The organism is Natrinema sp. HArc-T2 (assembly GCF_041821085.1).
Lineage (GTDB): Archaea > Halobacteriota > Halobacteria > Halobacteriales > Natrialbaceae > Natrinema.
In genome coordinates, this window is sequence record NZ_JBGUAZ010000005.1 from 293,666 (window position 1) to 305,030 (window position 11,365).

Sequence of the window (11,365 nt, forward strand, 5' to 3'; positions counted from 1 at the left end):
AGGGGAGCCTCGACTGTTGGGTTGCCATGACCTCGCCCGGTCGGGTTCGAGCTGCGAGCGCAGTCATAGACAGTCGCGTGAAACGACACGCGAGCTAGATCTCGCTGTGAAAGCAGCTACTGGTACATCCGCAACGGCTTGGCCTGCGAACTCTCCTCCTGGCCGATCGCCTGCATCTGCTGGGCCAACTGCTCCCGTTTCGCCCGGATCTCCTCGGCACTGGTGACGAGCTCTTGGACGTCGACCTCGAGGTCGGCGAGCGGTTCGATCCCTTCTTCGAGTAAGACGCTCGCGGCCCGGGGATCGGGGAACTGTGGATCACACTCGACGACGAGGCCGACACTATCGATCTCGTCGCGTGCAGCACTGTTGATCAGCGCACCCGTCGGACCGGTGATGACGCCGTCTTCTGGCGGCACCGCGATGTCGGCTGCCTCGAGGTGCTCCTCGCCGTCGCCGGTAGCGATACCGTAGAGGTCGCGGCTGTCCTCGTCGCCGAGATCGGCTGGCAGGCCGCTGAGATAGAGCGGCGTCGCACCCTGCTCGACGATCCAGCCGGTCAGACAGTCGGCGGTGTCCTCGACTGCTGTGGCGCTGATCGGGGCGTCACTCCGGAGTGCGAACAGGTCGTGGGCCTCGCTGACGTAGAGTCGCACCGGTGGCCGAACCGTTCGATCACCGCCCCGATAGATCCCGATCCGAGGCAGCCCCTCACAGTGAACGCTCGCGTAGTAGCGCATGTCGAAGTGCTCGACGAGGTGGTCGGTCGCGATCTTGCCGACGAGGCCGACGCCGGGAAACCCTTCGACGAGCGTCGGGTTCTCGAGTTCCGCTTCCGGACCCTGCAAGCGAACTTCAGCCATACCCCGACGGACGGCAGTCATCTGCATAAAATCGGTGGAACGCGGTCCCGGTTTCCGCTTGCACGCCCGTAGTGGTGTGCGACCGACCACCGCCGACGGCAGCCGACAGCGACGCTGATGCTGATTCCGCACGCTTCGAAACCCACAAGCGCCGGGCACTCGAACTCGCCGCCAATGGAGCCACTCGAGCGGTATCGATCGATTATCGACGATTTCGACGGCTTTCTCGCGGCCTGCAGGCGGCCACTTGGCAACGCCGTCCGCGTGAACACGATCAAGGCCACAGTCGAGCGGACGCTCACAGCCCTCGACGAGGAGGGCGTCGGCTACGACCAAGCCGACTGGAACCCGCGTGTCTTGGACCTCGAGACCGACTCGCCGGGATCGACGTGGACCTCGTTTCACGGCTTTACACACGGCCAAGAAGAGGTGTCTGCAGTGCCGGCAGTCGTCCTCGATCCCCAGCCGGGCGAACGAGTCTGGGACGCCTGTGCCGCGCCGGGCGGGAAAGCGACCCAGCTCGCGGCGCTGATGGACGACCGCGGGACGGTCGTCGCCAACGACAACAACCTCGGGCGCATCTCGGCGCTACGATTCAACGCCGAGCGATTGGGCGCGACCAGCCTCGCGGTGACCAACGCCGACGCGCGCAACTACTCGCTCAATCGCTTCGACTTCGACGCCTTCGACCGGACGCTGGTCGACGCGCCCTGTTCCTGCGAGGGGACGATCCGCAAGAACCCCGATGCACTCGATAACTGGTCGGAAGGCCACATCTCCTCGGTCGCGGGCATCCAGAAGGGGATCATCCGCCGGGCGATCCAGGCCACCCGCGAGGGTGGCACGGTCGTCTACTCGACGTGTACCTTCGCCCCCGAAGAAAACGAGGCCGTCGTCCAGCACGCCCTCGAGACCGAATCCTGTCGCGTCGTCGACTTCGACCTCGGCCTCGAGCACTCGCCCGGACTGACCGAGTGGGACGGCGCGACCTACGACGCGAGTCTCGAGAAGGCGGCCCGGATCTATCCCCACCAGAACGACACCGGCGGCTTCTTCGTCGCGAAACTGGAGGTGACCGCGTAATGAGCGACGAAGGAACGAACGACGGCCAGCGGTTCGATCGACTGCCCGCAACCGACGCGGAGCGAACCGTCGACGGACGAGCCACGCGCGAGGCGGTCGTCGACTACTTTGCAGATCGTTTCGGGATCCCACCGACGACCTTCGACGACTACACCTTCTGGGAAAAGGGCGCGGGCAAGATCTGGATCTACGCCGGTGACGCGCCGACGCCGATCGAAATCGAGGCGATCGGCATGACCTGCCTGCGGACCCGACAGGAACACTGGAAGCCCACGACGGACTTCGTCCAGCGCTTCGGTCGGCACGCGAGCGACTGCGTGATCGAACTCGAGCGCGAGCAGGCTCGCCGGTTCGCGACCGGCGAGGATCAGGAACTCGCGTGGGACGGCGACTGGGGGTATCTCATCGCCGCCCACGAGATCGCCGGGGAATTAGAGCCGATCGGCATCGGCCTCTACGTCCACGGCGAGCTGCGCTCGATGGTGCCGAAGGGCCGACAGCGCGACCTCGACTCATAACAATCAGGGCGACGGGACTGGACTACAGCGGCGCGCCCACCAACACGAGTTTCGCGCGCTCGTCGCCGCGGTTATGGATCTGTCGCGTTTCGCCGGGATCGAGTCGAATCACCTCGTCTGCCTCGAGCGTCACCGTCTCGTCGGCGTCGGGCAACTCGATGTCGACCGTTCCTTTGACGACGTAGTACACCTCTTCCTGTCCGGAGTCGGTCTCGTCGTGTTCCATTCCCTGACTGCCCGGCTCGAGTTCGAGCACTGAGATTCCTAACTCGTCGGCCTCGAGCGGCGCTTTGAGCATCCACATCCCACCGAGTGTGTCGTCGATGACTGACTCCGGATCGGTTTTGGTGGCCGTGTCGTAGCCCATAGTCGGTTCTCTCTATTTTGAGACTTAAAATCGAGGGCCCACATCGAAAGCGACAGCCAGCCGCTACTGGCCTTCGGCCCGCAATCCGGGGACGACGTCTGGCGACCCAGTACCCCTAAACGGGAACGCAACAGACAGAGACGTATGCGATCGTCAGCGGCGAACGCGGAGCTAGCGCTATTGCTCGAGGTGGCGGGCACGCCCAAACCGGGCAACGTCGACCGCCAGCGAGACCTCGCGGAGTTGCGGTTCGAACACTTCCTCGCCGGGGCGGTGGGTGCCCATGAGGGGCTCGAGCTGGCTGCAGACGGGGCTGCAGTGGGACCAGCCTTCGAGCGGGCCGTCGCGGGGATGGCTACACAGAAGGGTGGGAACACGCAGTTCGGCGCACTGTTGTTGCTCGTTCCCCTCGTGCGGGCCGCTCGCGAGGACCTCTCCCAACCCGTCGCCGAAGCCATCGTCCGCGAGACGACAGTGGGGGATGCGGCGGCGTTCTATCGCGCGTTCGACCACGTCGACGTGGGCGTGGCCGATCCGCCCACGGACATGGACGACCTCGACGTGCGCCGCGGCTCGGACGCGATTCCGGCACTCGAGGAGCGCGGACTGACGCTCTTCGAGATCATGGAGCGAAGCGTCCCGGGTGACGATGTCGCCCGTGAGTGGGTCCGCGGCTTCGATCGCTCCTTTGGGGCGGCCCGGAGACTCGCCAACGCAAACGGCCCAGTGACCGACCGCACTGCGTCGGTCTTTCTCTCCGTGCTCGCCGACCGCCCCGATACGCTCGTCGCGACGCGTCACGACGAGGCGACCGCAAAGGAGGTGACCGAGCAAGCCAGGGAACTGGTCGCGACCGACGCCCTCGAGACGGACCCGACCGCGGTCGAGACCTTCGCGGACGACCTCGTCGAGCGCGGAATCAATCCGGGGACGACGGCTGATATCACCGCAGCCGGGCTGTTCATCGCCCTCGAGCACGAGGCGATTACCGTATGAGCGGCGAGCGAGACGCGGACGCGGAATCGGCGGCGTGGCCCGTCACCCTCTCCGGGGTGACCGAATCGGTCGTGACCACGCTGGGACCGAACGGGCTGTGGAACGCCGCCCCACTCGGGCTCCACGCCGGCGATCCCGTCACCGCGCGGACGTGGGGCAACACCCGCACGCGCCGGAATTTCCACCGGCAAGGCGAGGGCTACATCCAGTTTATCGACGACCCCGTCGTCTTCGCCGACGCTGCCCTCTCGATCGTCGAGTTCGACGAGCCGACCCTCGAGCCGGCCTGTGCCTGGGCCCGCGTGACCGTCGAACAGGTCGACGCCGGCAGCGAGGGTGACACCGACTGGGAGGAGTGGGAGCTTCGACCACTCGAGGCGGGCGTCGAACGTGAAACGGTCCCGACGATCGACCGCGGGTTCGGAGCCGTCGTCGAGGCGACTGTCGCGGCATCCCGGCTCGGGGTCGCTGCGTACGACGACGCCGCACTTCGGGACCGGCTGGCGTATTTCGAGTCCGTCGTCGACCGTGCCGGCGGTCCGCGTGAGCGGGAGGCGCTCGAGCGCGTCCGCGACCACTCGTCGTGGTGAACCACCACAGGTAGCGCGCCACTCGGGTGTGTGTATGACGATCGACCAGCGGTGACACCGCTCGGCTGGCGGTGGCTTCGACAGGGCGGAGGATTTTGTCGGTCGGTGTGATAAGACGTGGCATGTCGGTCGCGACGTCCGACCAGCGCGAGTGGATCGTCAGTTCGTTCGGCTCGGTTCAAACCGAGGGCCGTCGTCGGGGAGGTCGATGAGCCGGTGTCGATCCACGTCGACCTCGAGCTCATCGCACTCGTCGCAGCCATCGTCGGGTTCGGCACCGCGGCCCAATTTCTCGCCGCGAAATACCGCGTTCCCAGCGTGTTGTTTCTCATCGTCGCGGGCATCGCGATCGGCCCCGAAGGACTCGGCATCGTGACACCCGACACCTTCGGCGACGCGCTCTCGACCATCGTCGGAGTGAGCGTCGCCATCATCGTCTTCGAGGGGTCGTTCCGGCTCACGTTCGAGACCGTCCGAACCGCACCGCGGGCGGCCAGACGGTTGATCACGATCGGCGCAGCGCTGTCGTTTCTTGGAACCGCGCTGGCCGTGCGGCTCTTCCTCGGTGCAAACTGGGACATTGCGTTTCTCGTCGGCGCGTTACTGGTCGCGACCGGCCCGACGGTCATCACGCCGATTCTCGCCGTGGTTTCCGTCCGCGAGGCGGTCGAAACGACCCTCGAGACCGAGGGGATCGTCAACGATGTCACCGCCGCGATCCTCGCGGTCGTCATCTTCAAGACGATGACGGCGCAGGAACTCGCACCGAGGGGGTTCGTCTTCCTGTTCGTAGAGCGCCTCGGGATGGGGATCCTCACGGGCCTCGCGATCGCAGGCGTCGTCTGGTATCTCCTGACGCAGGTCGAGCTCCCGGCGCAAGCTGCACCACAGACAGCCCGGTTGCTCGCGTTGGCCGGAGCCGTCATCGCGTTCGCGATCGCGGACTCTGTGTTCTCGGAAGCCGGCATCGCAGCCGCGGCCACCGCGGGCTTTACGCTCGGGAACCTCGAGTTGCCCCATCGAGAGGGGATCATGCGACTGAATCAGGACGTAACGGTGCTCGTCCTCTCGTTCGTCTTTATTACGCTCGCGGCGTTGCTCGAGTTCTCCGAACTCCGCGCGCTCGGGCTTGCCGGGCTTGCGGTCGTGGGAGTGGTGGCGGTGCTGTTGCGCCCGCTGGTCGTCTTCCTTTCGACGACTGGCGGAGCGTTTCCGATCCGCGAGCGGCTATTTATGAGCTTCATCGGCCCACGAGGGATCATTCCGGCCTCGGTCGCGACGCTGTTTGCGATTCGCCTCGAGACGAGTACGCCGCCGACGGATCCCGCAGGTGCGGACATCTTACTCGGGACGGTCTTTCTCGTCATCCTCGTCACAGACATCGTCGAAGCGGGCTTTGCGAGACAGATTGCAGTTGCATTCGGCGTCATCGAGACAGCGGAGTAGCGTGGGTTCGGGTTCTCGGGTGAGCCAGCTCCCGTATACGACAACGCATCGCTGGCCGGCACAGACAACAGACACAACCAGGCTCGTGTGAGAACGGTCGCAAACGCGTACGCTTATCGGGTCAGCATGTCTCGAGCCGATCGATTTCACCACATCGCGACGCAACGGACCCATCCCCACGGTCGTCAATCGGTGGAAATGGTGCGTTATAAGGGCCTCTAGACGGAACCCCCTGTATGGCAATCAAACCGGCCTACGTCAAGAAGACCGGCAACCTCCTCCTGGAGCAGTACCCGGAAGCGTTCACGACTGACTTCGAACAGAACAAAGAAAGCGTCGAGAAGCTCACCAACGTCGATTCCAAGGGCGTTCGTAACCGCATCGCGGGATACGTCACTCGAAAGAAAGGCGCGCAAGTGCCTGCGTAAGTCGGTTTTCTTATACTAGCGACGGTCCGTCACTGTCCACCCGATCACACGACAGCGATAGTGATCGGTGTGTGACTCGTTTCAGCATCTCCTGTCTCGAAGCGCTGTCAGCGTGAGACGGCAAGCTACGCGACACTCTGGTGAGGTCGAAAACGGTCGATGACCGAGAAGCGAGAGCGGATCGTGTCGAAACTCGAGTTACTCGCCGAAGCCGGGCTCCATGTAGGCTGCGGCAGTGAGTGCCACGATGGCGATGCCGAGCCCGAACACGAGCGCGACGGCCCCCGTCAAGATATCGAGCTGATAGCCGATCCCCGGGAACACGCCACCAGTGAAACCGAGCCACGCAATAAAAACGGACAGCAGCGCGGAGACGGCTGCGACAGCCGTCGCGCCCATGCTGAACGGCGTCTCGAGCAGTCCCCCGTTGCGGGTACTCGTGGTCGAACTCGTCATCGGAACCACCTCTGGCCAGTGGCCTCGCGTCGATCCTGTCGGTAGTGCATCGGTCGCTAGGTACTGCTCCCGTTTCTTAATCTCTTCTATCCGAAGTAGCGAATCGCTCCCCTGACGGCGTATCCTCGCTGTCAGCCACGCCAGCGGACTCGAGTGACGTTGGATCGCCACGCTCGAGTAATTCTGTCGACTGACATGCGCTACCGAAAACCCAAACGGTTTTGCGGACACGACTCTGAGTGGCGGAAAATGGCAGTACGAGTAGGCGTACTCGGTGCGACCGGAGCCGTTGGACAGCGACTCATCCAGCTGCTCGACCCGCACCCTGATTTCGAGATCGCAGCACTGACCGCAAGCGACGCAAGCGCCGGCAAGACGTACCGGCAGGCCGCAAAGTGGCGCGTCGACAGTCCAATCCCGGACGACGTCGCCGACATGACCGTGACGGCGACCGACCCCGACGACGTGCCAAACGACGTCGACCTCCTGTTCTCGTCGCTCCCCTCGAGCGTCGGCGAGGCCGTCGAGCCCGGCTTCTGTGAGGCCGGCTACGTCGTCTCCTCGAACTCCTCGAACGGTCGAATGGACGAGGACATCCCCCTCGTGATCCCCGAGGTCAACGCCGACCACCTCGACTTGCTCGAGGTCCAGCGCGACGAGCGCGGCTGGGACGGCGCGATGGTCAAAAACCCCAACTGCTCGACGATCACCTTCGTCCCCACGCTCGCCGCCCTCGACGACTACGGCCTCGAGAAAGTCCACGTCGCGACCCTGCAGGCCGTCTCGGGCGCGGGCTACGACGGCGTCACCTCGATGGAGATCATCGACAACGCCATTCCCCACATCGGCGGCGAAGAGGACAAACTCGAGACCGAATCGAAGAAACTGCTCGGCAGCTTCGACGGCGCGGAACTGGCGCTCAACGACGTCGAGGTCGGCGCTTCGTGTAACCGTATCCCGACGATCGACGGCCACCTCGAAAACGTCTTCGTCGAAACCGCCGAGGACCTCACCCCCGACGAGGCCGCCGAGGCCATGCGCGAGTACCCCTCCCTCGACCTTCCTTCCTCGCCGGACCAGTTGATCGAAGTCTTCGAAGACCCCGAGCGACCACAGCCACGCCTCGACCGCACCCTCGGCGACGGCATGTCGGTCTCTGCCGGCGGCATTCGCGAGTCGACGTTCGGCCTGCAGTACAACTGTCTCGCACACAATACGATGCGCGGCGCAGCCGGTGCGAGCGTGCTCAACGGCGAACTACTGCTCGAGAACGGCTACCTCTAGAGCCGGCAGCTACCCAGTCGGCGATTTAACCAGGGACTCGAGTGACCGTTCGTCTCCGACAGAGCGGCTGAGAGTTCCCCCGTTTTAAAACGTTGACTGTTCAATCGGAGTCACTTCGTGAGTTGACCCGATAGACGAGGTATGGAAACTGAACCCGCTCTCTGCAAGTCGCGTCTACAGGACGGCTGCGATGTCTATCAGGCTCAGCCGGATCAGCCGTTCAGCGAAGCGGTCATCGAAGCGATCGCGGCAGACTCCGATCTGGACGCCCTCGAGATCGCAGACGAGTTCGGTCCCCTGTACGACGCGATCGATCCGTCTGCGCTCGATTCGCTGTTTCAGTCTCCCGAGGGAACGAACCGGACCGTCGGCTGTGTGACGTTCGTCTACGCTGGCTATCGGATCTCGGTCGATCAGACCGGTCGAGTCGTACTGACCGAACTGCAGTAACGGACACTCGAAACTACTCCCGCTGGATCAGTCCCTCGGCCTCCCTGCGCTCGAGCGAATCCGTCGGCTGTGGACGTTTCCGACCATATCCACGATACACGGTGACGATGCTCGTCAGACAGGTACTGGAACTGATTCAGCCACTGACGGGCAATCAAGGGAGTACCTGATTCTCGAGGTCGGCATCCACGCCCTCCGCGTCGATCCGGCGGACGTTTTCGGCGACGATATCCGCCAGCCGGTCGTAGTACTGTGGCGTGTGGCCGGCGTTGTGTGGTGTGAGCTGGACGTTCTCGAATGTCCACAGCGGATGCTCCTCGGGCAGCGGTTCCGGATCGGAGACGTCCAGTGCGGCCCCACGGATCCAGTTCGACCGCAGTGCCTCGACTAACGCGTCCGTTTCGATGACCGGGCCGCGGGCGACGTTGACTACCACCGCATCGGGATCGATCGTCACGAACGCCTCGCGGTCGAGCAACCCGCGGGTCGTCTCCGAAAGCGGACACGCCAACACGAGATAATCCGTCCGCGCGAGCGCGTCGTCGAACGCCTCTCCCTCGAAGCCGACCACCTCGTCGGTCGGCCCACCTTTCGCCGGCGTATAGCGAACGCCGATCGTCTCGACACCGAACGGCTCGAGGCGCTCACAGACCGCCTGCCCGATCGCGCCCAGTCCGACGACGGTGACGGTCGACCCCTGCAGCTCGTGGGCCCGGTAGTGGCGCCACTCGCGACGACGCTGGCGGCGCGCGCCGACGTGAAACCGCCGGGTGAAATACAGAATCGACCCCAGCACGTGCTCGCCGATGTTCGGCCCGTGGACGCCCGAGGCGTTGGTTACCGTGACACCCCGGCTCTCGAGTTCCTCGAGTGGCAGATGGCCGGTCCCCGCGTAGGCGCAAGCAAAGACCGAGAGATCCTCGGCGTGCTCGAGGAGCTCTTCCTCGAGCGCCATGCCGGTGACGAACGTCGCATCCCGGATCGCCTCGCGTTCGGCAGCCGGCGTGCGTGCGAGCGCAACGGTGTGGTCCGGGAGCCGATCGCGGATCGCATCCGCGTACTGTTCGATCGGAATTCCGTGGGTCCCCTTCCGAAGCACGAGCACGTCCGGCGCGTCAGCATCGCTCATGGTCATGCCCTCACCCAGCGCGATCAAAAGCGTTCGTCTCGCGGCACGTCGACTGTTCGAATCCCTGGACGCCTATGCAATGAGACGATCGGGCCCGACAGGCGATCCGTCGGATACAGACCCCGACGCAGTCTGTCGAAACTGTCCCTCGCAGTTTTTATAATGGCTCACTGAGTCCAAACGGCGTATGGAACGCGTAGACGTCGCGATCGTCGGCGGTGGCCCCGCGGGCACGTCCGCGGCCGAACAGGCCGCCGCCCACGGCGCAGAGACGGTGCTCTTCGAGCAGGGAGTACCTCGTGAGGACCGGGACGAACTCGGCCCGGATTCGACCGACGCCGCCGGGATGCTCGACTACTGGATCGACATCATGGGGTTCGATTACCGTGAAATCCCCGACGATGTCATTCTGCAGGAACTCGAGGCCACGGAGTTCATCGGCCCGAACAGTGCCGTCGAACTACGAACGACAGGCATGGAGGCGACGTATCCCAAGTTCGGCTATACCTTCCACCGCACGCGCATGGACGACTGGCTCTACGACCGCGCGACCGAGGCCGGTGCCGACTTGCGCGTCGGCGTCGGCGTCAAAGATCTCGAGACCGACCTCCGGGCGACGAGCCCGCAGGGACCAACCCACACGCTGACGCTTTCAAATGGCGACGAACTCGAGGCCCAGTACGTCGTCCTCGCAGATGGCCCCCAGCGACGGATCACGCTCGAGGCGCTCGACCAGTTTACCGCACCCGGTCGAAGCGTCTCCGACTATCTCTCGCCGCCGGAGGCGAACCACATCGCCTATCAAGAGTATCGGGAGTTCCCCGAAGAACTGTTCGCGGAGTTCGAGGATACCCTCACGTTCTGGTGGGGGTATATGCCCGGCGAGACCGCCTATCCGTGGGTCTTCCCGAACGACGGCACGGTCGCCCGCGTCGGGCTGACGATGCCGATCGGGATGGACCTCGACGATGTCGACAACCCCGGCAGCTACAAGCTCCTGCGACCTGACGACGAGAAAATCCCATCGGGTGCGGAGTACATCCGCCGTCTGCTCGAACAGGAGTACGGCGACGAGTACGACATCGAGGACGACATTCCCCGCGTTGAGGACCGTGGGAAGTCCAAGGGGACGGAAACCTATCCCATCTCGTCGACGCGACCGATCGAGTCGCCCGTCGGCGCGAACATTGCCGTCGCGGGCGGTGCGATGGGTACCACCTCGGCGTTCCACGAGGGCGGCTACCACGTCGCCGTCCGCACCGGCAAGATCGCTGGCCGGTTGGCGGGGACGGACTCGCTCGAAAACTACAACGACGTCTGGAAACGAGCAGTCGGCGACGAGATCCTTCGTAACGTCGCCTTCGCGGACATCGTTGAGGACTACGGCCCGGATGACTGGGACTGGGCGTTCAACACTGTCTCCGACATGCAAGGCGGCAACGGCGATAACGTCCTGCTCAGCAAGCGATACGCTGCCGGACTCGACGCCGCGAAGCTCCTCACAGCGTACAAACGACGCAAGTTCGGATACCGCGACAGTCGCTATGTCCAGCTGTCGGAAGCCGACTATCTCTACTGATACTGTCGGAACTTCCGTTGCCGTGTCGACCGCGTGGCGGTTCCAAACTGGACGTCATTGCAGCCCCTCCGACGATTCGAAGTGATCTATTCAGGAGACGACGTGGAAGCCGAGAGGGAACCGCTGTAAAGCACCCGATCACACCCGAAACTGAGCAATACTCGTCCCCGCTGCTA

At 64.2% G+C, this 11,365-nt stretch carries 13 protein-coding genes; 9 read left to right on the forward strand and 4 right to left on the reverse strand.

Features of this window, described 5'->3' with window-relative positions; genetic code table 11:
- Positions 1-116: 116 nt before the first annotated feature.
- Positions 117-863: a proteasome assembly chaperone family protein gene (locus ACERI1_RS14240; protein ID WP_373618992.1), complete on the reverse strand. Its 747-nt coding sequence runs from the start codon at positions 861-863 to the stop codon at positions 117-119.
- 174 nt (positions 864-1,037) lie between these two features.
- Between ACERI1_RS14240 and ACERI1_RS14245 the strand changes: the two genes are divergently transcribed.
- Positions 1,038-1,946, forward strand: coding sequence for an RsmB/NOP family class I SAM-dependent RNA methyltransferase (locus tag ACERI1_RS14245; protein ID WP_373618993.1), 909 nt, complete (start codon positions 1,038-1,040; stop codon positions 1,944-1,946).
- Positions 1,946-2,464: a hypothetical protein gene (locus tag ACERI1_RS14250; protein WP_373618994.1), complete on the forward strand. Its 519-nt coding sequence runs from the start codon at positions 1,946-1,948 to the stop codon at positions 2,462-2,464. Before ACERI1_RS14245 ends, ACERI1_RS14250 begins: the two co-directional genes overlap by 1 nt.
- Positions 2,465-2,486: 22 nt before the next feature.
- Here ACERI1_RS14250 and ACERI1_RS14255 read toward each other — a convergent pair whose 3' ends face one another.
- Positions 2,487-2,831: a cupin domain-containing protein gene (locus ACERI1_RS14255; RefSeq protein WP_373618995.1), complete on the reverse strand. Its 345-nt coding sequence runs from the start codon at positions 2,829-2,831 to the stop codon at positions 2,487-2,489.
- A gap of 144 nt (positions 2,832-2,975) precedes the next feature.
- On the opposite strand from ACERI1_RS14255, the gene ACERI1_RS14260 reads away from it, so the two are divergent.
- The 4 genes from ACERI1_RS14260 to ACERI1_RS14275 all read left to right on the forward strand — a co-directional run bounded on the left by ACERI1_RS14260 (position 2,976) and on the right by ACERI1_RS14275 (position 6,291).
- Positions 2,976-3,827, forward strand: a complete 852-nt coding sequence (locus tag ACERI1_RS14260; protein WP_373618997.1) for a triphosphoribosyl-dephospho-CoA synthase — start codon at positions 2,976-2,978, stop codon at positions 3,825-3,827.
- Complete coding sequence (locus ACERI1_RS14265) at positions 3,824-4,417, forward strand: DUF447 domain-containing protein (protein WP_373618998.1); 594 nt, start codon at positions 3,824-3,826, stop codon at positions 4,415-4,417. The genes ACERI1_RS14260 and ACERI1_RS14265 overlap by 4 nt, the downstream gene beginning before the upstream one ends.
- A gap of 216 nt (positions 4,418-4,633) precedes the next feature.
- Positions 4,634-5,863, forward strand: coding sequence for a cation:proton antiporter (locus ACERI1_RS14270; RefSeq protein ID WP_373619000.1), 1,230 nt, complete (start codon positions 4,634-4,636; stop codon positions 5,861-5,863).
- 236 nt (positions 5,864-6,099) lie between these two features.
- Entirely contained in the window at positions 6,100-6,291 is a 192-nt protein-coding gene (locus ACERI1_RS14275; protein WP_008013056.1) for a 30S ribosomal protein S17e, read from the forward strand.
- 198 nt (positions 6,292-6,489) lie between these two features.
- Here ACERI1_RS14275 and ACERI1_RS14280 read toward each other — a convergent pair whose 3' ends face one another.
- Complete coding sequence (locus ACERI1_RS14280; protein ID WP_373619001.1) at positions 6,490-6,747, reverse strand: hypothetical protein; 258 nt, start codon at positions 6,745-6,747, stop codon at positions 6,490-6,492.
- A gap of 249 nt (positions 6,748-6,996) precedes the next feature.
- Here ACERI1_RS14280 and asd point away from each other — a divergent pair, with 249 nt between their 5' ends.
- Together asd and ACERI1_RS14290 are read left to right on the forward strand one after the other, a co-directional pair.
- Positions 6,997-8,031: an aspartate-semialdehyde dehydrogenase gene (gene asd, locus ACERI1_RS14285; RefSeq protein ID WP_373619003.1), complete on the forward strand. Its 1,035-nt coding sequence runs from the start codon at positions 6,997-6,999 to the stop codon at positions 8,029-8,031.
- 141 nt (positions 8,032-8,172) lie between these two features.
- The gene (locus tag ACERI1_RS14290) at positions 8,173-8,481 is read left to right on the forward strand and encodes a HalOD1 output domain-containing protein (RefSeq protein ID WP_373619005.1); all 309 of its coding nucleotides are present in this window, start codon (positions 8,173-8,175) and stop codon (positions 8,479-8,481) included.
- A gap of 154 nt (positions 8,482-8,635) precedes the next feature.
- On the opposite strand, the gene ACERI1_RS14295 is transcribed toward ACERI1_RS14290, so the two are convergent.
- The gene (locus ACERI1_RS14295) at positions 8,636-9,610 is read right to left on the reverse strand and encodes a D-2-hydroxyacid dehydrogenase (protein WP_373619007.1); all 975 of its coding nucleotides are present in this window, start codon (positions 9,608-9,610) and stop codon (positions 8,636-8,638) included.
- A 187-nt stretch (positions 9,611-9,797) separates the two neighbouring features.
- Between ACERI1_RS14295 and ACERI1_RS14300 the strand changes: the two genes are divergently transcribed.
- Entirely contained in the window at positions 9,798-11,189 is a 1,392-nt protein-coding gene (locus tag ACERI1_RS14300; protein ID WP_373619009.1) for an NAD(P)/FAD-dependent oxidoreductase, read from the forward strand.
- Positions 11,190-11,365: the final 176 nt, after the last annotated feature.